Raw genomic sequence first — 22,859 nt, forward strand, 5'->3', positions numbered from 1 at the left:
TTGGAAGTTAAGAAGAAGTTAATCCATCTACGATGGATGGAAGTTAACAGACTTATGTTTTGTTTACAACAATATATACATATGTCTGCTAACTTCGGTTAACTTCTTCTTAACTTCCAATAACTCCCCTTTTTATATCTTCTCGTTTATATACGATACAATGTATTATTCAGCGCGGAAGCTTGAGAGATCTTCCTTGACAAAGTTGGTGATGTAAGCATGCTCGCCAAATACATTAGCCTGAGCCATGCGTACATATACATTAGCACTCTTGGCAAAGAGTTCAGCCGAACGTGTAGCGTCTTCGAGGATGAGGAGCGACATGATAATCTCGCAAGTCATATTATATAGACGACGTGCAAGGAAGTCGTGCATCTCCTGATCTTGAGCCTCCTTAACATACTCGAGAGCCTGCTCGTAGAGCTTAACCATCTCTTCTACACGAGCCTTCAATGGCTTCAACTCTTCGGCAACATCCTTCTCAAGCATCTCCTTGATGATACCGAGGTAAGTGCCATTAGAAATATAGCGTATAGCAGCCACTACCTGAAGCTGTGTTGTACCCTCGTAGATAGAGAAGATACGTGCATCACGATACAAACGCTGGCACTTATACTCCATGATGAAGCCCGAACCGCCATGTACTTGTATTGCATCATAGGTATTCTGGTTGGCATACTCAGAGTTCATACCCTTAGCCAACGGAGTAAAGGCATCGGCAAGACGCGAGTACTTCTTCAGTTCCTGACGTTCCTCGGCTGTAAGCTTGCGCTCACGCGAGATATCCTCAAGAGCCTTATAGATGTCTACATAGCGTGCTGTCTGATAAAGTATAGAACGACCTGCATCGAGCTTAGCCTTAATGCGGGCAATCATATCGTATACAGCAGGGAACTTTACTATCTCTGTATCAAACTGCTTGCGCTCACGTGCATACTTCAAAGCCTCATCATAAGCAGCCTGGCTTACACCTACCGACTGTGCCGCAATACCAAGACGCGCACCGTTCATAAGAGCCATAACATACTTGATAAGACCCAAACGTGTAGAACCGCAGAGCTCAGCCTTAGCATTCTTGTAAACAAGCTCACATGTAGGAGAACCATGAATACCAAGCTTATGCTCGATATGACGAACAGTTACGCCACCATCACGCTTGTCGTAGATGAACATAGACAAACCACGACCGTCACGTGTACCTTCCTCAGAACGTGCAAGTACAAGGTGAATATCAGAGTCGCCATTGGTGATGAAACGCTTAACACCATTCAAGCGCCATGTACCATCCTCGTCCTGTGTTGCCTTAAGCATAACACGCTGAAGGTCGGAACCTGCATCAGGCTCGGTTAGGTCCATAGACATTGTCTCGCCTGCGCATACACGAGGAATGTATTTCTGGCGCTGCTCCTCCGAACCGAACTCGTACAGAGTCTCGATACAATCCTGAAGCGACCAAATGTTCTGGAAACCCGCATCTGCACAAGATACAATCTCCGAAGCCATAGAGTACGGAGTGATAGGCATGTTAAGGCCATTGTAACGGCGAGGCATAGAGATACCCCATAATCCAGCCTGACGAGTAGCCTCAATATTCTCGTAGGTCTTAGATGCATAATGCATACGACCGTCTACGAGGTGTGGACCCTCAAGGTCTACATCTTCCGAGTTAGGCTCGATGATGTTGGCAGTGATATCGCCTGTAATCTCAAGCACACGCTTATAGTTCTCGATAGCGTCCTCAAAGTCAACGGGCGCATCCTCAAATTTATCTTTATCAGCATAGTTGCGCTCCTTGAGCTCTACAACACGCTGCATTTCCGGGTGATTAAGATAGAAATCGTACTCCGGATGGTCGGTATAATAGTTAGCCATTGTTTTTTAAAGAATTTAGAGAATTTAAAGAAGTTAGAGAAGTTAGAGCCATATGCTGTTCTCCTACATTCTTAAGAAGTTAGAGAAGTTAGAGCCATATGCTGTTCTCCTACATTCTTAAGAAGTTAGAGAAGTTAGAGCCATATGCTGTTCTCCTACATTCTTAAGAAATTAGAGAAGTTAGAGCCATATGCTGTTCTCCTACATTCTTAAGAAATTAGAGAAGTTAGAGCCATATGCTGTTCTCCTACATATTACTTGTTATCATAGCTACAACTCGTCTGCAAAGGAAGATTCTTTTATTTTTCTTCCATAGGCATTAAGGAGCCTACTGACATCTTCAATTAAACCATTAAGTTGTTCATATTCGTCTGTAGAAATGTATGCTAAGTCTTTTGACAGAATAACATAATATCTACATTCTTCCAAACTGCCTTGACTTATATTTATAAATCGCAGTTTGTCAGCTTTGCTCAGTTTCCTATATCCTTCTGCTATATTCGCAGGTATAGATACGGCAGCACGCTGAAATTGAGAACACAATCCAAATCTCTCTATGTTTGGGAATTTGCAGGATATATTATATACAAGCAAAACAAAAGCGTGAGCTTTTTGCCATACTATCAAGTCTTTGAATGAGGTACTCATATAACAATATTAATGATTATATTCAAGTGCCAAAAGTAAGATTTATATAGTAGTTAAAGAAGTTTTTGCTTGGCAAGCCGCAATGCTGAATTTAACCAATGGTTCTTTTGCAGAAAGACATATGGCTTTAACTTCTAACGACCGTAGGGAGCGATAACTTCTTCAACTTCTATAACTTCTTCAAAATCTACTTATTGTTCGCTTTATAATACTTGATGAGTTTCGGAAGCACCTCTTCAACAGTGCCTGTGATGACGTAGTCGGCAATCTTGTTGATAGGAGCATCTGGGTCGTTGTTAACAGAGATGATGATGCCTGAATCCTGCATACCAGCAATATGCTGAATCTGTCCTGATATACCGCAAGCTATGTACACCTTAGGATGAACAGTAACACCAGTCTGACCAATCTGACGGTCGTGGTCGCACCAACCAGCGTCTACAGCAGCACGACTTGCACCAACCTCACCATGAAGTTCCTTAGCAAGCTGGAACAGCATGTCGAAGTTTTCCTTTGAGCCAACACCATAACCACCGGCTACAACGATAGGAGCACCCTTAAGGTTGTGCTTAGCAGCCTCTACATGACGGTCGAGCACCTTAACAACAAAGTCTGCCTCTGGCACATACTTAGCTACATCTGGATAAACAACCTCGCCCTTAGACTCGCCTTCATAAATGGCCTTCTGCATAACACCGCTACGTACGGTAGCCATCTGTGGACGATGATCGGGGTTAACGATAGTTGCTACGATGTTTCCACCAAATGCAGGACGAATCTGATAAAGCAGGTTATCGTAGTGAGTACCACTCTTCTTGTCGTCGTAGTCGCCAATCTCAAGCTCTGTACAATCGGCTGTCAAGCCACTTGTAAGCGATGAAGATACGCGCGGACCAAGGTCGCGACCAATAACAGTTGCACCCATAAGTGCTATCTGCGGTTTCTCCTCCTTAAAGAGATTTACAAGGATGTCGGTATGAGGAGCAGATGTGTATGGGAACAATCCCTCAGCGTCGAAAACGAAAAGCTTGTCGACACCGTAAGGCAGTATCTGATCCTCCACCTTGCCCTTGATGCCAGTACCGGCAACAATAGCATTGAGGTCGACACCAAGCTGGTTGGCAAGCTTGCGACCCTTGGTGAGAAGTTCCTGAGACACTTCCTGAACCTGAGTGCCTTCTATCTCGCAATATACAAATACGTTGTTCATAATCGATTTTTTTTTAGAATTTAAAGAAAGAAAAGAAGTTATCGCTTCGCTAAGAATTTAAAGCCATTACCTTATTATATATACATATATGCAAAAGCATACGGCTATAACTTCTTCAACTTCTATAATTCCTTTAACTTCTCACTTTATCCAATGATTTTTTCGTCCAACAATTCCTTAATGAGACCCTCGATATCGGTGTCGCTGCCAGTAAGGCTCTTGCTCTCCTTAGCCTGGAACACAATGTTCTTAACAGCCTTTACCTTTGTAGGCGAACCGCTCAATCCACACTGCTGTGGGTCGCCATCAACATCGGCAACAGTCCACTGATTGAGTGTGAGATAAGGACGTTCTTCATAGAGATAGTTGTACTTATCCTCAGCCTTACGTTCCATAGGAGCTGTGGCACGCTTGTACTTCATAACAAGCTTTGCATTAGCAGGACGGCAAGGAGCTGCCGAACCAGTAACAGTAACCACGAGTGGCATAGGAGCCTCAACAGTTTCTACACCTCCATCAATATGGCGACGTATAGTAAGCTTACCGTCTTCGCACTTAAGTATTTCCTCAGCATATGTAACCTGAGACAATCCCAGCTTCTGTGCAACCTGCGGACCAACCTGTGCTGTATCGCCATCAATGGCCTGACGTCCGCCGATAACAACATCCACATCGCCAATCTTCTGAATGGCAGTAGCAAGAGCATAAGATGTGGCAAGTGTATCAGCACCAGCAAACAAACGGTCTGTAAGCAACCATCCTGTATCTGCTCCGCGATACAAACCTTGGCGAATAACCTCGGCTGCACGGGGAGGACCCATGGTCAATATACCTACTGTTGAGCCAGGATTCTGCTCCTTAAGACGCAGAGCCTGCTCCAACGCATTAAGATCTTCGGGGTTGAAGATAGCCGGCAATGCAGCACGATTGACAGTACCTTCGGCTGTCATAGCGTCCTTGCCGACATTTCGTGTGTCGGGTACTTGCTTGGCAAGTACAACAATTTTCAAACTCATGTTGTTAATAAATTATTGTAGTTTCAATGTTGCAAAAGTAATAACTTTATGTTACGCAGCCAAATATAAGCCTCGAAAAATACACAAAACCATCCGTATTTGTGTACAAAAGAAACACTTTCCACCTTATTATATATTATATATTTACAATTTATTTATATCAAGTAGATTACAATAATCATAAAAAATTCATACGTTTCTCGTATATTATACGTAACTTTGCAGCACAAATTTTCAATAAGAAAGCATAATATTAGAATTTATGGGAGGCATATTCGGCACCATTACCAAGAAGAGCTGCGTGGCAGACGTCTTCTATGGCACTGACTACAACTCACATCTCGGAACACGCCGTGGCGGTTTGGCGATGTACAGTAAAGAAAAGGGGTTCGTACGTTCGATTCACAATTTGGAAAGTTCTTACTTCCGTTCCAAGTTTGAACCAACACTCGACCGTTTTAAAGGTTGCACAGCGGGTATCGGCGTTATAAGCGACACCGACGCTCAGCCGCTTGTAATCAACTCTCACCTCGGACGTTTTGCCATCTGCACAGTTGCTAAGATTGCAAACCTTGAGGAACTAACTCAGAAACAGCTTGAAAACAATATGCACTTTGCCGAACTATCGCAAAGCGCTACAAACCAAACCGAACTGGTGGCCTTGCTCATTATTCAAGGCAAAACGTTCAAGGAGGGTATAGAGAACGTATACCACAACATCAAGGGCTCATGCACCATGATGATTATGACCGAAAACTCGATTATCTGCGCCCGAGACGCATGGGGACGCACACCTATAATTATAGGCAAGAAGGATGGAGCTTATGCTGCTTCGAGCGAGTCTACATCATTCCCTAATCTTGATTACGAAGAATGCTACAACGTAGGACCAGGCGAGATTGTTGAGCTTACTGCCGACAGCATGACTCAGCTTCGTCCTGCCAACAAGAAGATGCAGATTTGCTCGTTCTTGTGGGTATACTATGGATTCCCTACATCCACATACGAGGGCAAAAATGTTGAGGAGGCACGTTTTGCCAATGGATTCAACCTTGCCCAAACAGATGATATTGATGTAGACTGTTGCTCGGGTATACCCGACTCGGGTACTGGTATGGCTATGGGTTATGCCGCAGGAAAAGGTGTGCCTTACCAGCGTTGCATAGCAAAGTATACTCCTACATGGCCACGCTCATTTACACCTGCCAACCAAGAGATGCGTTCGCTCGTTGCCAAGATGAAGCTTATCCCCAACAAGGCTATGCTTAAAGGCAAGCGTGTACTATTCTGTGACGACTCTATTGTACGCGGCACCCAGCTACGCGACAATGTAAAGGTTCTGTTCGACCAGGCTGGTCTTAAGGAGTGCCATATGCGTATTGCATGTCCACCATTGGTATATGGCTGTCCATTCATAGGCTTTACATCGTCAAAGAGCGATATGGAGCTTATCACACGCCGCATAATCGAGAAATTTGAAGGCGATGCCAACAAGGACCTCGACAAATATGCCACTACCGACTCACCTCAGTACAAGCGTATGGTAGAAGAGATTCGCAACCAGTTGGGACTTACCTCTCTTAAGTTTAACACTATAGAGCAACTAATCAAGGCCATTGGTCTTCCAAAGTGCCAGGTATGCACCCACTGCTTCGATGGTTCAAGCCAGTACACGCTTGAGGAGCAGGCAGACGAATAAAATACTGGAAACAGCGGATGATTTAAATTGAAATAATTGACATTCCATCCAAAACAATAATAAATAATGAAGCCGGTTTCAGATGGCATCGAAGCAAACCTCGAAAGCCAATGAAACCGGCTTCTTGAATATTGGAAACAACAAACCTTGTATAACTAAAAGCAATAGTTTATAATGCAAAAAGGGCGGGATTTCTCACGAAGTCCTACCCTTTTGTCTTGATTTTTTCAAGTGTTCCTTTGTTGTAACTAACAACAATCAAACAAGTCTTTTTACCTCATTAAAACTAACTACCAAAATTTCTCTTATAAAACAAACCTTAATTCAGTAATTAACAAAATCTATAACCAAACCTTCTATTAACTAATACGATACTACTTTCTTTTTTTACACTTGCAAAGTTACAACTTCCACGTAAGATGTAAGCAAAAAGTATATAAAAACTATTGTTTTAGCTGTGCAAACGTTTGATATCACCCATGATTCATACTTTTTTCTTACCTTTGCAATTGGTTTTACTACTACAAGCTGTATATAAATGCAACTTGCTGAAACCAAAACAAATAACATAAACAATAAAATAATGAGAAAGAAAGAGCTCTGCTACATATTGGTAGTGGCAGTATTGGGCGTTTCGTTGTTATTGGGATTCGCCGTTGAAGTGTTTAATTTGAACTTGGGCAGCGCCGCTTGGATAGCCCATTGGGTTTCGTCGCCAATAGCCCTTGCCATTGGTTTTGTATTTGCCTTGGTCTTTGGCAAGGCTTTTCCCGACTTCAACAAGACAATGTCGAAGAAACTCCTGCAATACTCTGTCATAGGTCTTGGTTTCGGCATGAATGTCGACAAAGCCCTTGCTTCGGGTTCGGAGGGTATGCTTTTCACCATAGTAAGTGTGTTTGGCACACTGGCTTTAGGTTGGTTTTTCGGCAGAAAGCTCCTTGGTGTCGACTCGCAGACAAGCTATCTGCTATCGTCGGGCACCGCTATATGTGGCGGTTCGGCCATAGCAGCAGTAGGTCCGATAATTAAGGCAAAGGCCGAAAGCATGTCGGTAGCACTGGGCGTGGTATTTGTGCTCAATGCCATAGCCCTATTCGTATTCCCCTATATAGGCGACGCCATAGGCATGACAATGAAACAGTTTGGCATGTGGGCAGCTATAGCTATACACGACACTTCATCTGTAGTAGGTGCCGGTGCAGCCTACGACCAAATGCACCCAGAGCTTGTTGCATCACAAGGTGTAAGTGCGCTTGAAGTAGCAACAACCATCAAGCTTACGCGTGCCCTGTGGATAGTAGTCTTGGCATTGGTAACACCTTTCTTCTTTCGCAAGTCGTTGGCTGCATCAACCGATGGTGGCTCAAAGCCTTGGTATAAGTGTGTACCACGCTTTATAGTATGGTTTATTGTGGCTATATTATTCAATACATACATCTTGAGCAATGCTTCGCTTATAGGCGATACAGCAGCAAGCGCAGGCAGCATGTTCAGTGGAGCCGTTAACAAGCTTGCCAAACACCTCATCACACTATCGCTGTTCTTTATAGGTGCTTCGCTAACACGCGAAACACTACGTAGCGTTGGCTTGAAACCTTTGCTGCAAGGCGTAATGTTGTGGATAAGTATAAGCGTGGTTAGCTTGGGATATATATTCTGGGTAGAATAAAAAGGAAGATAAGAAATAAGCCCGTAGGCTTCTGTGTTTTCAGTGAGTTCTGTAGGAACTATATACTAAATGGGCAAGTATATTATATTAAATGGCAAAGTATATTATATTAAATGGCAAAGTATATTATATTAAATGGCAAAGTAATATATATTACTTTTAAAAGAGACTAATACCGCATAATAATGCCCCGAATGGTAAGGAGTTGGAACATCCTGCCATTCGGGGCATTTCACTTTCAAGATTTTTATGAATGCTATATTTTAGTCTTGATAATAGACTCTCTTTACGCGGTTGCTGATGCCAGTAAGCACCTCATACGGTATTGTGTCTATAGCATCAGACAGCACTGTAACTGGCAATTCCTCGCCAAATAGAACAACCTGATCGCCCTCTTTGCAGTCGATATCAGTAACGTCAATCATCGCAACATCCATGCAGATATTGCCCACATACTCGGCTTTCTTGCCGTTGACAAGGCAATAGCAGTGGCGGTTGCCGAGATGTCTGTTCAGTCCATCGGCATAACCTATAGGAATAGCAGCAATACGCGAGTCGCGTGTCAAAGTTCCGCGGCGGCTGTATCCTATGGTCTCATTGGCCGGAATATCGTGAATCTGCAGGATTGTAGTCTTCAGCGTTGTCACGTTATTTATCATAGAGTTGTCGCGAGAGTCGTATCCATACAGTCCCAATCCCAATCGGCACATATCGAGCTGTCGTTCAGGGAAGTGCTCAATGCCAGCCGAATTGTCGATATGTCGCAATATCTTGTGTGGGAAAGCCTCACACAGTTGCTTGCTGCCCTTATCAAAGAGTTCGAACTGATGAGCAGAGAACTCGTCGAACGAATCGCTGTCGCTGCCTACGAAATGCGAGAACACCGAGCGTGGAATAACGGCCGACTGATGTTTTAGTCGGTCAATAAGCTCTGGCATATCCTTCAACGGGTCGAAGCCAAGGCGGTGCATACCGGTATCGAGCTTGATATGCACGGGGAAGTTGCTTATACCATTCTTCTGAGCCTCACGCACCAGAGCGTCGAGCAAGCGGAATGAGTACACCTCAGGTTCCAGGTCATAGTCGAACATAGTCTTGAACGCCGACATCTCTGGATTCATTATCATTATGTTGGATGTTATACCATTCTTTCTTAAGGTTACGCCCTCGTCTGCCACAGCCACGGCAAGATAGTCCACACGATGGTCTTGCAGCGTCTTTGCTATCTCTACCGCTCCGGCTCCATAAGCGTCTGCCTTAATCATACATACAAGCCTGGTCTCGGGTTTCATAAACGAGCGATAGAAGTTTAGGTTCTTAACCACGTTGGATAGGTTAACCTCAAGTATCGTCTCATGTACCTTCTTTACCAACAGCTCTGTGATGTTGTCGAAACCGAAACGTCGTGCGCCCTTAATCAGAATAACCTCGTCCCTAAGATTCTCGAACACCGTGCTGTGTATGAACGACGTTACGTCGTGGAAGAAGAACTTCTCTGGCACCTTTATAATGTCGGCATGAGCCATAATCTGCGGACCTATGCCTATAATCTTATTCACTCCACGCTTTAGCGAGAGGTTTGAAACGCTGGTATAAAGCTGCTCCAAAGGCTCGCCTGTTTGATAGATGTCGCTTAATATAAGCGTTCGGCCAAGACCCTTATGGTCTGGTCGGCGACTCATAAAGTCGAGCGCAATGTCAAGCGAGTTGATGTCCGAGTTGTACGAGTCGTTGATAAGTGTACATCCATGCTGACCCTCCTTTACCTCAAGGCGCATAGCCACAGGCTCAAGATTCTTCATACGTTCGGCAAGATGCTCCTTTGACAGACCTAAATACAGCGCCACTACAGCCGTTGTGGCAGAGTTGCGCACAGAAGCCTCGTCGATGAAAGGCAGCTCATACTCGCCCTCCTCACCCTTATATATATAATGTATAGTAGATGTTAGACCGTTCTTATCCACCTGTTTTACATACAGCGCAGCCTCAGGATCCTTCATCGACCACGAAAGATTCTCGCCCTTATAGTCGAAGCTCTTTACCACATTGTCTACCAAAGTGTCGTCCTTGCAGTAGACAATGGTCTTGGCATCGTGGAATAGAATTATCTTTTCGCGGCATTTCTCCTCGAGCGATGCAAAGTTTTTCTGATGAGCATCGCCTATGAAAGTAAGCACAGCAATGGTAGGCTGTATAATGTCGCGCAACGCAAGCATCTCTCCAGGCTCGCTTATACCAGCCTCGAACACGCCCACTTGGCTCTGTTCGTTAAGTAGCCATACCGATAGAGGCACACCAATCTGCGAATTATAGCTGCGAGGCGAACGTGTTACATTCATCTCTGGCGACATAAGCTGGTACAGCCATTCCTTAACAATGGTCTTGCCATTCGAGCCTGTTATGCCAACTACTGGTATATTATACTCGTCGCGGTGTCGCTCGGCAAGTCGCTGCAATGCAACAAGCGAGTTCTCTACTTTTAGGAAATTGGCGTCGGCATATGCGGTTGCATAGTCGGCAGGAACATCCTCTACCACAAAGTTGCGCACACCACGGCGGTAGAGGTCGGAAATATAATTATGACCGTCACCACGTCCCGACTTCAAGGCGAAGAACAATGTCTCCTCGGCAAAGCAGAGAGAGCGGCTGTCGGTAAGCAGGAACCCTATGTTGGCATCAGCAGTGCCAAATCGGTGGGAACCTATAAGAGTTGTAACTTTTTCGATAGTGTAAGTCATTATTCCGATATATTGAAATTAATGTGCAAACTTACTTATTTTCTCGCACATAAAGGCAGAACAAAAGTTTTTTCTCTATTTTTTCAATGATTTTATTCTTAATCACCACTACTTTTGTATCTTTGCGGCCATATTTATATAGGTATGATATCGCGCCTTTTTATGCGATGGCCAAATTTTTATTACATCACGACTAAGGGTTTTGTCCATGATTGGCGTCTTAGTGGTGAACCGTCAACGAAACAGACGGCAAAACATATACAAAATAATACAAGAACAAGAAAATGAAGAGAATCGGTAACAGCCTGCTCAAGATGTCGCTCTGCATAGCATTGAGCGGCGCATCAATGGTGCCTACAATGGCACAGTCGAAGTTTCATGTAGATCTCGACTATCATTACAATTTAGGTCTGTCTATAAAAAAGTTTGGACATACCTATGGACGTAGCGACTACGACATGGGAGGTCATTCGCTGCGCCTAGGAGCACGCTATGATGTGGCAGAGAAATGGTCGGTTGGCGGAGGCATCGGACTTGACCGCTATACCAACGACGACTACAATACCATGCCTATATATGCCACACTAAGATACAAGCCTTTAAAGAAACTTGCGGGAGCCTATGCCTTTACCGACTTGGGCTATGCCATAGCCCCATCGTTTGGCGACTTCTATAAAGGTTTTACAGGAAAACTTGGTGTGGGATACACGGTTAACTTGGCAAAGAACTTTGGGCTGAACTTCCAGGTGGCATACGATTATAAGGACTTCCGTGACATATACTATGGATACATCAACGCCGACACCCAGATGCCAATATTCTACAAGAGCAACTCAACACGCCATTCGTTGTCGTTTGGTGTAGGCGTTACATTCTAACAAACATATATGAGTATTGAACAACTATTCCGCCAATACTATCGCGCCCTATGTCTATATGCCGTACACTTTATAGGCGATATCGACACAGCCGAGGATGTGGTAATGGACTGCTTTGTGCGTTTTGCAGAGAAGACAGATGGCGGCGAAGAGTTTGCCGCACCTAAAAGCTATCTATATAGTATGGTGCGCAACTCCTCTCTCGATTATGTGCAACGCAACCCCTACCACAATGCTACATACACAGACGTATCGCTTGCCAACCTGCCCGCAGACGATACCGACCTGCAAGAGCAAAGCGAACGCGAAGCACGCCTGTGGGCAGAAATAGACAGTCTGCCCACTATGTGCCGCCGCGTATTCCTTATGAGCAAGCGCGACGGCAAACGCAACAGCGACATTGCATCAACACTCGGCATAAGCATAAAGACGGTTGAGGCACACATGCACAAGGCTTACGCCACATTGCGTGGACGGGCCAAGGCGATATACCTACTGTTGTTACAATTGTAACATTAAGGAGCACGAAACACATATATAATAAGGTAAGAATTATGAACAATATAAATGACGATGAACTGCGTTTTGTTGTAAAACACTATAAGCCCAATTGTCTAGATACAAAGCGTGCATGGCAGCGCTTCAAGGCGATGAGAGGAGTAGACACAAGCAACCGACGCAAGATAGCCGTTGCCGCATCTATAATATTGGCAGTAGGCATTGCCGTAGCTGCCGGAATAATAGGCTATCACAACTATATGTTGCCACAAAAGCCTATATCAAAGCCAATACCTGTAGATACAGCTTATGTGATAGAGGATTATGAGGAATGCGACACTACAGACGTTTTCAGATTTGACCACACACCTATAAACCAGGTGCTTGGCGAATTGTCGCGACACTATAACATCAATCTCTATGCAAGCGACACCACAAAGAGTGTTACTGGAGAAATAGAAGCATCGAAGGTGGAGGATGCAATAGAGGTGCTCGAAACAACGTTGGGCATAAAGATTGAGCGAAAATGAAAACATACAGCTATCTGTTTCTCATTCTAACTACTCTGTTTGTTGTCTCTCCCTCATCTAAAGCCGCGCCTACATATAGAGAGATTTCCACCGCAAAACGCACCGTCCTTACAGAGATGCAACGCTTGCAAAAGCAGCATGGCATTCACTTTGTATACAATTCGGCATTGCGTCTTGACATGCCGTATACTGGTACAGACCTAAGCCACTTGTCAATAGACAAGGCTCTCAATGCACTTTTCGGACATATTGGTATAGAATACAAGATGCACAACCGCAACGTTATGCTGCGACAGACAACTGCATCTCTACAGCAAACAGCAGAAATAAAAGAGAGAAAAACCACATTCACAATAAACGGACGCATAACCGACACTCATGGCGAACCTATTGTCAACGCTACCGTTTTCGACCTTACATCCAAGGACGGCACACTATCGGATGGTCGTGGCAGATATATTATGCACCTTGCCGAAGGACATCACGTGGTGCGCGTATCAAGCATAGGATGCGATGCCGACACAATTGTGGTGAATATGCATTCGGACATTTCGCACAACTTCAGGCTTAAGCAAGCCGTGGAGCTAAAAGAAGTGGTGGTGACTGAGGACATGAACTCGCCCGTACTTACCACACAAACAGGCAAGCGCACATTTACATCCAAAGACATAAACAACGGATTTGCCTTACTGTCATCGCCCGACCTCGTGAAAACAATACAGCGTATATCGGGTGTAACATCTGGTGTTGACTTTGTGTCGGGCATGTATGTACACGGTGGAGGGAGCGACGAGAATCTGTTTCTGCTTGACGGTACCCCACTCTACCAAACCAATCATTCGCTGGGACTGTTCTCGGCTTTCAACTCGGACATTATAAAGAATGTGGATTTCTATAAGAGTGGTTTTCCGGCACGCTACTCAGGTCGTGTATCGTCTATTACCGATGTGCGCACACGCGATGGCAATATGGAACAAGTGCACGGAACGGCTTCGCTTGGCTTGCTAGACGGACGCATACAGGTGGAAGGCCCGATAAGTAAGAACCGCACATCGTTCAATGTATCGCTTAGACGCAGCTGGATAGACCTGCTGCTACGCCCTGTATGCGCCATAGCCAATAAAGGCAACGACGACAAGTACACCTTGGACTATATGTTTCACGACTTCAATGCCAAGCTTACACATCATATAAACAACAAGGCCACAATTTGGACAAGTGTGTATTCGGGCTACGATAGCTATCGGGTAGACGACAAGAGTATGTGGGGAGACAACGTAAACGATACAGAGAACCGTATGACTTGGGGCAACTTGAGCGGTACGATAGGCGGCGACTTTATGCTGTCGCCCACTATGTCTATGGCCTCAATGCTAACCGCAACATACAGCCACTCACGACAGAAGTATAGTGAGGAGGACTATGAAATAGTAGATAAGGGCGGACATCTTCGCAACTATCTCGACACACGTCTAAACAGCACAGAGATGATAGACGTTGCGGCACACGCCAATTTCAGTTGGCAACCTACAGACAGGCAGCACATCCACTTCGGCATAGCATTTACACGCCACCAGTTTCGTCCACAAACCAAGCGGCAAGCATTCTATTACGGCGACCCGCAAGAGGGATGCGACACTACAGATATACGCTCGCGTGTAAACATAGTGTCGCATGAGGCTGTAGTGTATGCCGAAGACGAGATGAGGATAAACAAGTTTCTGTCTGCCAACATAGGCACAAGTTTTACCGCCACTATGGTGAACGGACGCACATACCTGATGCTCGACCCGCGTTTTGCATTTAAATGGCAACTTGCAAACAGCACATCCTTCAAGATGTCATACACACACATGTCGCAGAGCATACACCGTATGGCAAGTAGTTTTCTGGAATTGCCAACCGACTTTTGGGTGCCCACAACCAATGAGATAAAGCCAACTATGTCGCACCAAATAGCTGCCGGCATATACACACAGCCATCTACACACCTCACGCTATCGCTTGAAGCCTACTACAAGCTTTCGTCACATCTGCTGCAATACCGTCATTGGATGGGATTTCAACCGTCTGCAGCTACGTGGAACCGCGATGTGGCAGATGGAAAAGGCAAGAGTTACGGCATGGAAGCCGATGCTACTTATACCACTGGCAGCACTACAATGTCGATGGCTTATACCCTGTCGTGGAGCAAGAGACTGTTTAAGGATATATATCCAACGTGGTTTGACGACCAGTTTGACAACCGTCACAAGATAAACATCTCGCTAAGCCACGACTTCTCACAGCGCATATCGTTATACGCCGCATGGACTTGCCACAGCGGCAACCGTGTTACAATGCCTGTGGGATACACTATTCAGCCAAATATTCCAGGCGACAACAAGTATAGCTACGACTATATATTTGACCGTCCTAACAACTTCAGCCTACCTGCTTATCACCGTATGGACATAGGAGCAAACTTCCGCCACACCACACGCCACGGAAAGGAGGGAATATGGAACGTAAGTCTGTACAATGCCTATTGCCACCTTAACACCATGTATGTAAAGGTGAGACTCGACGATAACAATAAGTTCCAGATAAAGAGCCATGGCTACATACCGATTATTCCATCTGTAAGCTATACGCTGAAATTCTAAAAACTGTGGATACTGAAGTATAACGGCACAGATAAAAATAGTATATGACAAAAGCAATAAATATCATACTTACGCTCATTACGTTTGTCGCTACTGCCTGTAGCGACAACGTGAGCCTTGACCAGCTGACCCACAACCCCAGCAAGCTGGTTGTATACGCCTTTCCTACCAAAGGCGACACCATTGACATAACCATATCGGCCACCTACCCCATTAGTGGAAAGATGCCTACAATAAATATACAGAGCCTAAGCTGCACTACCAACGGCATTGCAGACCGAATAATACCGCTTGGCGACAGCATTATAGACAACAGTATACCCATTATGCGATTTGCCGCAATAGGCACTCACAGCTATGGCGACCGGATAGACATAAAGGTGAAAGCTACTGATTTTCAAGAAGCTTACGGCAGTACCGTGATACCTCAAAAGCCAACAATAGAAAACGTATGGCTTGAAACATCGTCATTCAAAGGCAGCAACTATCCTGTGGTTCGTCTGAATATGATAGACAATATGTCGACACCATATTATGCAGTTTGCATTGAAGGCAAATATAAAGAAAATCCATACGACATAAACAACTATATGCCACTATTAGTAGCTGCCGAACCATTGCTGGGCAACTCGTCTAATACCGACATCGACCTAAGCGACTGGGACAGCAACTTCTACCGCAACATATACAATTTTGATAATACATCCTTCAACAACGGCAAAGCCTCAATGCACCTATACGTGGAGACTTGGCTTAGCGAGAGCATTATATATCGTCCGCACCTATTTGCCCTGTCAACCGAATACAACTCTATGCTGCGCTCGCTAAACGATATAAGCAACAACGACCTTGGCAAATACGGACTGGCCTTTGCCTATTCCACATACACAAACGTACACGGAGGCTACGGATGTATAGGAGCCTATGCGGAGGTAGTGGGCAACTGGCTTAAATATAGCAACAATTAAAACTCTACAATTATTTGCTTAACCGAATTCTTTTATCTAAATTTGCAAAAAACAAAAAAGCCTATGCCAAGATTCATCAACCCATTCTCGGACTGGGGATATATCAGCATTGAGCGTAGAAGACAGAAAAAAATATGACAAGAGTTTGAAGATAATGCTCAACTATATTATTTCGTAACAATATATAAAAATGAATATTCTAGAACTATCACAACAGCGATTCTCGGCACGCAAATATACAGCCGAGCCTGTAAGCCAAGCCGACTTAGACTATATACTCGAATGTGTACGTCTTGCACCATCAGCTGTAAACCGCCAGCCATGGAAGTTTGTAATTGTACGCAGCGAGGAAGCAAGAAAGAAGCTGTGGCTTGCATACGACCGTGAATGGTTTCGCACAGCCCCACTATATATCGTGTGCATGAAAAATAATAAGGAATGTTGGACACGCCGTTACGACGACAAACCTCATGGCGATATAGATGTTGCTATAGCTGTAGAACACCTGTGCCTTGCTGCTACCGAACCTGGACTGGGTACTTGCTGGGTATGCAACTACGACACTAATGTTATGAGTAAACAATTCCATAGCGACGACTTTGAAACTGTTGCCATAATCCCCATTGGACACATAGCCGAGGATTGCCCACACGCAGAGAAAAAGCGCAAGGCAATGGAGGAGATTGTAGAAGAAATATAAATAGAAAACAAATGAAGAGATTATTAATAACAGCGATTCTCATGGTAACGACCATGATGACTATCACGGCTCAGACCGCATTGAAGAAGGTATATAATGAGAACATCGACCCAATGGAACAGATTGACAAGGCTCTTGTCAATGCTAAGGCCGAAGGCAAATATGTAGTATGCCAAGTAGGTGGCAACTGGTGTCCATGGTGTCTGCGCTTTGCCGACTTTGCCGAAAAGAACCAAGCAGTAAACAAAGTTATTAATGACAACTTTGTTTACATACACGTAAACTATAATCCACGCAAGGCTGGTGGCGAAGAAGCAGCAAAGAAGGCTGCCAAGCTTATGCAACGTCTTGACAATCCAGCCCGATTCGGTTTCCCCGTATTCGTTGTGCTTGATGCCAACGGCAAGGTGTTGCACACACAAGACTCAAGTTTTCTTGAGAAAGAAAAGAGCTACAGCGAAAAGAAGGTGCTAAGATTCTTCAATAACTGGACTCCGGCTGCTGTAGAAAACAAGAAATAAGCTATAAGTAAAGAGAAATAAAGGATAATAACAACAAAACACTAATAAGTATGAAAAGAATTTTTATTTATGTTGCAGTAATGGCTGCAGCAGTTATGGTTTCTTGCAATGGTAAGAAGACAGCACAGAATGACGCAAACAACGATTCAACAAGCGTAACTGATACAACAGCTACTGGCGAGAATGTTGACCTAACTACTGTTGCCGGCACTTACGAAGGCACATTGCCTGCTGCCGACTGCCCGGGAATAAAGACTGTTCTCACTATCAATGCTGACAGCACTTATGAAATAAAGCAGGACTATATAGACCGTAAGGACGGACACGATGAGGCAAGCGGTGTACTGCAAGTGCTCAGCGGCAATGTCTTGATGCTTGTACGTCCATCAAGCGGCGAGCATACATTCTATAAGGTTAAGGACAGCAAGAGCATCGTTATGACCGACTCGCTTGGCAATGAGGCTGAAGGCGAAATGGCTAAGCTGTACGTGCTGACAAAGAAGTAAAAGCTACATTTATTAATAACAAACGGGAACAGCGAACTCCTATCATTCGCTGTTCCCGTTTTTCTTTCTACTTAAGCCTCAACTATGACCAACTAAAGCATCTATCAATTGCAATATCTCACTGCTGACATTATCATTAGCGCCATGCTTGCAATATCTTACAATGCCATCCTTATCTACAACAATGGTCAATGGATAGCCCTCATTGCCCACTCTTTTGGTGAAATACGTGTCATTGGCAATGTGTGTCCAATTGAAACCTTCCTTCTCCGTGATTTGCTTCACCTTGTCGACATTCTCGAAATTGGCTGAAACGAACTGCACATCAGGATATTTGTCTTTCCACGTCGATAGGATTGGCATCTCCCTACGGCACGGTCCGCAACCAGAATACCACACATTTACAACCGTAACATGACCTTTCAATCCATCCTTAGTCCATGTCTTGCCGTTAATATCTTTCTCAGAGAAATCATCCGGAAGAGCCTTGCCAACAACAAACTTCTCTACATCAGTTGAATTGATAAGCTTTCTCATCTTGGCAAAGTTCTGCGCTCCTTCCTCAAGTTGCTCACCATTAAGCACATTTTCAAAAGGAATTTCATACTTCTTTATCGACTGCGGCACCTTGAAGTCGTCGCCTACAAAGAGATTTACAACCCTATTTCCGTCCTTATCAGCAAGAGCCATTATCGAACTGCTAATCTTAAAAGCCTCATCCATCGGCAATTCCTTAGAGAAATAATGGCCTCCAATTCTATACATTGGCACTATCTTGTCCTGTGCTATCATCTGAGATGCGACACACAACAACAAACCCAGCAGTAACAAAATCTTTTTCATACGTTGATTGTGTTTTATATCCTACCATTCATTATAGCAAGCATCACTTTGTCTTGATAATACAGATATCATGCGTCTTGCCAATTTCCCCATGCTCCATAGCTGCCTTTGAACCACGCTTCAATATAACGATGTTTGATATTTTCGATGGTGCAATGTCTTTCACTTCCTGAGACGTTGCTGACTTGCCATCTACTACATACAATATGTTCTCCTTGCTTGCCTTGGTGAAGATTTTCAGCACACCATTCTTCCCTTTCTCTCCATAGGCGTTGGCTACGTCCGACCCTGGCTTGTACACATTTATTGAATTTATGTCGCCAGACTTGATATCGTTGATAGACCCAGTGTATTCCTTACCATCCAGAATAATCAATGGCTTGGAATTAAGCACGTCAAACTTTGTCACTTCCACCTCTCTCTTACCTGCCTTTTCCGACTTATTTATATTGTTTCCATTTGCCAAAGTATCCTTTGTGATGTAATGAAATTCGGTAGAAACTTTATACGGTCGGTTTCTCAGACTATCAGGCAATATTTCATCAGTATGTATACTGTAAACATCCCCTTTGTCGTCTTTTATCACATTAAACAACAAGATTTTCTTTCCCGTGAGTTGCGAACCGTCGAAATTCTCTATCTTCTCGCCATTAATGATAAAGACGTTTTCTTGCGCATACGATGCTGCTGCCACAAAGAGCGCAATAAATGTAAGGACAAAAAACTTTTTCATAAGTATAATATTTTAAGTTGTTTATTATTTCTATCGAGAGCTAAAGGTTTTAATTGAGTGCAATAAACTGACTGCTCAACTCATCGTCAGAACATGAGACAATGAAGGAGGCAGACGTTCCATCATCATAACATTTGGTTACAATGTTTGCCTCACCCACTTTTCTTATCTCATAGCTTTCCACCTGTTCGTTTGGTAATGTTACCGTAGCGATGATATTATCAACCCTATTGACTACACTTGGTTCGACTGTAGGCAATCGCTTTTTGGTCAATCGCTTGGATTGAGTCTTACTTTGAGTGTTATTATCAACCTTTTCCTCTGTAGATTTTTCTATTGCGTCAGTATCTTGTGTCTTGACTATGTCCACATCATATTTTACCACGTCTGCCTTTTTAGGCTTTTCTACAGCAACAATTTTGTCTACAGCAGAAGTATTGTCTGTAAAAGCTGTCCATGGTTGGATAGCAACAAATGCCACTACTACTGCTGCACATGCCGCAACAGCCAACCAACGCCATACATGTGATGTATGTTTTGGCAGTATATGCGCTGCAGAGGGTTCAACAGCCACATCAGATGTGAGCATTGCATCAAGTTCCGCATTGCTGAAGTTGTAATTATCAGTCTTGAAGCTACTAAACATCTCCTTATATACTTGCCATTCCGTAGGAATATCATCAGCTGTATCGAAGTATTCTGCAAGCTGCTGTTCCTCAAGTTCAGTAGTCAGACCATCAACAAACTTGCCCAACAGTCGTTCTATATATTCTCTTGAGTATTTCATTGTTTTGCCTTTTTAAGATTCTTAATAAGTTCCATTCGTGCCTTGCTTATCATTCCACGCACCGAGCTTTCCGTAGTACCAATTATACGTGCAATATCTGCATACGGCATATTCTCGACGTTGCGCATCCGTATAATGGCACGATGCCTGTCGCTAAGTGCTCTGATACTCTGTTTCAGCATACGGTCACTCTCTTTAATTTCCAGTTGGTTATGCGGATTGTCAGCATTAGCCATATATCCAACCTTATCTATCTGCACATTACATCTTGCGTCACGAAGCATGTTAAGCGACACGTTTCTACACACAACCGAAGCCATGTGCTGCATCTTTGTAGCATCCGCTATACGCTCACGTACAGTCCACAGTTTCAAGAGAGTTTCCTGAACAGCATCCTCAGCGTCAGAGCCATTACCAAGATAGTGCATAGCCTGCTTGAGCAAACCATCGCGCAGACTCTCTGCACCATTCACAAACTCTTGTATTTCCACGTCATTTCTTTCTATTTGTTTTTACATTAATAATAACACAAGAGTTATTATTTCGCTACGCAAAACTAATAAAAACAGGAGATTTTGTTGTAAGTACAGCCATTTATTTGTAATTTCACATAGAATCCCCTCAAGATATTCCGATATATGCCAATGTAGATAATCGTATCGGTATCGTAGGACGTCGAGCAAACCTACTTAATAAATTAAGTCGACAATACCCATCCAAAACTATTATTGCAAAAGCAGATGTTGCAAACTTAGAAGAGATTGAACAGGCGATTAATACACTTCACAAAGAGTTAACACACTTTGATCTTGTCATCATGTGTGCAGGCGTTGGTGACATTAATACCACACTTGACTATGCAATTGAGCGTCCTACAATAGATACTAATGTTGTAGGTTGGACTTATGTTATTGATAAATTGTATTGCATTTTTGAGCAACAAGGTTTTGGTCATCTTGTAGCTATAAGTTCTGTTGGCGGATTGCGAGGCGAACTAGCAGCACCTGCCTATAGTGCAACTAAAGCTTACCAAATAAATTATATGGAAGCAATTCGGAAAAAGGCTTTCAAGAACGGTGGTCGTATAACCGTAACAGACATCAGGCCAGGTCTTGTTGACACAGCCATGGCAAAGGGAGAAGGTCTGTTTTGGGTTATGCCAGTTGAAAAAGTATCTAATCAAATCATTTCAGCCATTCACAAAAAGAAGTCCAAAGTCTATGTCACAAAACGATGGCATATCCTTGCTTTCATCTACAAAAATTTGCCATTTAGTATTTTTAAGCGATTGTAATCCAAGACCTCTGGTACCATTAAATTGTCATCGTCAATATCTCATTCACGGGTTTATGGACTGTGTAAAATTAGCAGCGTGGATTGGATTTTCTGGTATATCAAATTTCAGATGTTCGTTAAACAATCAAATAAATATAGTCTATGCAAGTAGTGTTCAATATAGTTTTGGTAACTTTGTGGAATCCAAAGGTATTTGATTATGAAATTGATTGAATTTAGCAAAACAGAATGCGGAGTTGATTTTCTGATGAAAGTCGGTCCCAAAAAAGATTTGAAAGGCAACATTTCCGATGTCGCTCCTTTCAAGTCAGACTTTTTTGAGATATTCTTTTTCCTGAAAGGTAACGGGAGGATTCTTCTTGGTGACAGGACAATACCTATACATGACAATACAATTCTTTTCATATCTCCTTTTCAACGGCAAAAATGGGAGGTGGATGAAGATGCCCTTGATTTCAAGTTCGTCATTTTTCAAGAGGAGTTTATCAATAACCTGATTTCCGACAAATATTTCGTTTACCGCCTGTTGTATTGTTATCAAACTGCCTGTCCGCCGTTGTTGGAGATAGCTGCCGACGAAATGTGTCGGTACGCAGATTATATTGACGAAATGGCGTATGAACAGGTACATCCAGTGGCAGACAGCTATCACATGCTACTGTCCTCCCTGTACAGCCTGCTGATAAAACTCAACCGGGCATACGCCAAGGAATACGCTCTACCTTTCGGTGCACCTAAAAACAATTATGCCTATAAGTTCAAACAGCTTCTGGAAAAACATATTGCCGATAATCTTACCGTTAACGATTACGCCGAAATGACGGGGGTGAGCAGGATTTGCCTGAATAAAACCGTCAAGGAACAGTTCGGAACAACGGTGTCGGATATGATAAGGTATCGTATGACGGAAGAAATCAAAAGCCGTTTGTTGTTTTCCGGTTTGTCGGTTAAGGAAGTGGCTTTCTCGCTTCATTTCTCGGAGCCGAACCACATGATGCGTTTCTTCAAGTCGCAGACAGGACAAACTGTATGTGAATTCGTAAGCGGTTATCAAAATGGTAGTATTCCGTAAATCTATGGTAGTGCCTTTCTGTCTCAA

At 43.7% G+C, this 22,859-nt stretch carries 21 protein-coding genes; 12 read left to right on the plus strand and 9 right to left on the minus strand.

Translation table 11 applies throughout. From position 1 onward, the window contains the following. Positions 1-165 precede the first annotated feature (165 nt). From C9991_RS00340 to C9991_RS00355, 4 genes are all read right to left on the minus strand, one after another. Entirely contained in the window at positions 166-1,872 is a 1,707-nt protein-coding gene (locus C9991_RS00340) for an acyl-CoA dehydrogenase family protein (protein ID WP_106810672.1), read from the minus strand. Positions 1,873-2,142: 270 nt separating this feature from the next. Then, positions 2,143-2,520 carry a four helix bundle protein gene (locus tag C9991_RS00345; protein WP_106810673.1) on the minus strand — a complete coding sequence of 126 codons (378 nt, stop codon included), beginning with the start codon at positions 2,518-2,520 and terminating at the stop codon, positions 2,143-2,145. Positions 2,521-2,707: 187 nt separating this feature from the next. Continuing rightward, entirely contained in the window at positions 2,708-3,730 is a 1,023-nt protein-coding gene (locus C9991_RS00350; protein ID WP_106810674.1) for an electron transfer flavoprotein subunit alpha/FixB family protein, read from the minus strand. A 146-nt stretch (positions 3,731-3,876) separates the two neighbouring features. Beyond that, the gene (locus C9991_RS00355; RefSeq protein WP_106810675.1) at positions 3,877-4,746 is read right to left on the minus strand and encodes an electron transfer flavoprotein subunit beta/FixA family protein; all 870 of its coding nucleotides are present in this window, start codon (positions 4,744-4,746) and stop codon (positions 3,877-3,879) included. 262 nt (positions 4,747-5,008) lie between these two features. Here C9991_RS00355 and C9991_RS00360 point away from each other — a divergent pair, with 262 nt between their 5' ends. Together C9991_RS00360 and C9991_RS00365 are read left to right on the plus strand one after the other, a co-directional pair. Beyond that, complete coding sequence (locus tag C9991_RS00360) at positions 5,009-6,445, plus strand: amidophosphoribosyltransferase (protein WP_106810676.1); 1,437 nt, start codon at positions 5,009-5,011, stop codon at positions 6,443-6,445. A gap of 538 nt (positions 6,446-6,983) precedes the next feature. Next, the gene (locus tag C9991_RS00365) at positions 6,984-8,117 is read left to right on the plus strand and encodes a YeiH family protein (RefSeq protein WP_374685145.1); all 1,134 of its coding nucleotides are present in this window, start codon (positions 6,984-6,986) and stop codon (positions 8,115-8,117) included. A gap of 263 nt (positions 8,118-8,380) precedes the next feature. Here the strand turns inward: C9991_RS00365 and C9991_RS00370 are convergent, their stop codons facing one another. Then, positions 8,381-10,855, minus strand: coding sequence for a bifunctional UDP-N-acetylmuramoyl-tripeptide:D-alanyl-D-alanine ligase/alanine racemase (locus C9991_RS00370; RefSeq protein ID WP_106810677.1), 2,475 nt, complete (start codon positions 10,853-10,855; stop codon positions 8,381-8,383). A gap of 284 nt (positions 10,856-11,139) precedes the next feature. Between C9991_RS00370 and C9991_RS00375 the strand changes: the two genes are divergently transcribed. The 8 genes from C9991_RS00375 (at position 11,140) to C9991_RS00410 (ending at position 18,101) form a co-directional block, all read left to right on the plus strand. Further along, positions 11,140-11,733, plus strand: coding sequence for a porin family protein (locus C9991_RS00375; protein WP_106810678.1), 594 nt, complete (start codon positions 11,140-11,142; stop codon positions 11,731-11,733). 9 nt (positions 11,734-11,742) lie between these two features. Next, positions 11,743-12,246 carry an RNA polymerase sigma-70 factor gene (locus C9991_RS00380; RefSeq protein ID WP_106810679.1) on the plus strand — a complete coding sequence of 168 codons (504 nt, stop codon included), beginning with the start codon at positions 11,743-11,745 and terminating at the stop codon, positions 12,244-12,246. Between the two features lie 41 nt (positions 12,247-12,287). Then, positions 12,288-12,761 carry a FecR domain-containing protein gene (locus C9991_RS00385; RefSeq protein ID WP_106810680.1) on the plus strand — a complete coding sequence of 158 codons (474 nt, stop codon included), beginning with the start codon at positions 12,288-12,290 and terminating at the stop codon, positions 12,759-12,761. Further along, the gene (locus C9991_RS00390) at positions 12,758-15,406 is read left to right on the plus strand and encodes a TonB-dependent receptor (protein ID WP_106810681.1); all 2,649 of its coding nucleotides are present in this window, start codon (positions 12,758-12,760) and stop codon (positions 15,404-15,406) included. Before C9991_RS00385 ends, C9991_RS00390 begins: the two co-directional genes overlap by 4 nt. A 44-nt stretch (positions 15,407-15,450) precedes the next feature. Further along, positions 15,451-16,374 (plus strand): DUF4249 family protein, encoded by a 924-nt coding sequence (locus tag C9991_RS00395; RefSeq protein ID WP_106810682.1) that lies wholly within the window; start codon positions 15,451-15,453, stop codon positions 16,372-16,374. A gap of 190 nt (positions 16,375-16,564) precedes the next feature. Next, positions 16,565-17,074 carry a nitroreductase family protein gene (locus tag C9991_RS00400; protein WP_106810683.1) on the plus strand — a complete coding sequence of 170 codons (510 nt, stop codon included), beginning with the start codon at positions 16,565-16,567 and terminating at the stop codon, positions 17,072-17,074. An 11-nt stretch (positions 17,075-17,085) separates the two neighbouring features. Next, positions 17,086-17,595 carry a thioredoxin family protein gene (locus C9991_RS00405; protein WP_106810684.1) on the plus strand — a complete coding sequence of 170 codons (510 nt, stop codon included), beginning with the start codon at positions 17,086-17,088 and terminating at the stop codon, positions 17,593-17,595. A gap of 50 nt (positions 17,596-17,645) precedes the next feature. Next, positions 17,646-18,101: a copper resistance protein NlpE gene (locus tag C9991_RS00410; RefSeq protein WP_106810685.1), complete on the plus strand. Its 456-nt coding sequence runs from the start codon at positions 17,646-17,648 to the stop codon at positions 18,099-18,101. Positions 18,102-18,179: 78 nt separating this feature from the next. On the opposite strand, the gene C9991_RS00415 is transcribed toward C9991_RS00410, so the two are convergent. Genes C9991_RS00415 through C9991_RS00430 form a run of 4 tightly spaced genes read right to left on the minus strand, consistent with a single transcriptional unit; the run spans position 18,180 to position 20,955 of the window. Continuing rightward, positions 18,180-18,944, minus strand: coding sequence for a TlpA family protein disulfide reductase (locus tag C9991_RS00415; protein WP_106810686.1), 765 nt, complete (start codon positions 18,942-18,944; stop codon positions 18,180-18,182). Positions 18,945-18,987: 43 nt separating this feature from the next. Beyond that, a complete protein-coding gene (locus tag C9991_RS00420) occupies positions 18,988-19,677 on the minus strand; it encodes a hypothetical protein (RefSeq protein ID WP_106810687.1) in 690 nt (229 codons plus the stop codon). A gap of 49 nt (positions 19,678-19,726) precedes the next feature. Then, on the minus strand, positions 19,727-20,464 hold the full coding sequence (locus tag C9991_RS00425; RefSeq protein WP_106810688.1) for a PG0215 family putative anti-sigma factor: 738 nt from the start codon (positions 20,462-20,464) through the stop codon (positions 19,727-19,729). After that, on the minus strand, positions 20,461-20,955 hold the full coding sequence (locus tag C9991_RS00430) for an RNA polymerase sigma factor (protein ID WP_106810689.1): 495 nt from the start codon (positions 20,953-20,955) through the stop codon (positions 20,461-20,463). Before C9991_RS00430 ends, C9991_RS00425 begins: the two co-directional genes overlap by 4 nt. Positions 20,956-21,128: 173 nt before the next feature. Between C9991_RS00430 and C9991_RS00435 the strand changes: the two genes are divergently transcribed. Further along, the gene (locus tag C9991_RS00435; RefSeq protein WP_232823254.1) at positions 21,129-21,758 is read left to right on the plus strand and encodes an SDR family NAD(P)-dependent oxidoreductase; all 630 of its coding nucleotides are present in this window, start codon (positions 21,129-21,131) and stop codon (positions 21,756-21,758) included. 201 nt (positions 21,759-21,959) lie between these two features. Continuing rightward, positions 21,960-22,832 carry an AraC family transcriptional regulator gene (locus C9991_RS00440; RefSeq protein ID WP_106810691.1) on the plus strand — a complete coding sequence of 291 codons (873 nt, stop codon included), beginning with the start codon at positions 21,960-21,962 and terminating at the stop codon, positions 22,830-22,832. Positions 22,833-22,859 lie beyond the last annotated feature (27 nt).

The organism is Prevotella merdae (assembly GCF_900290275.1).
GTDB lineage: Bacteria > Bacteroidota > Bacteroidia > Bacteroidales > Bacteroidaceae > Prevotella > Prevotella merdae.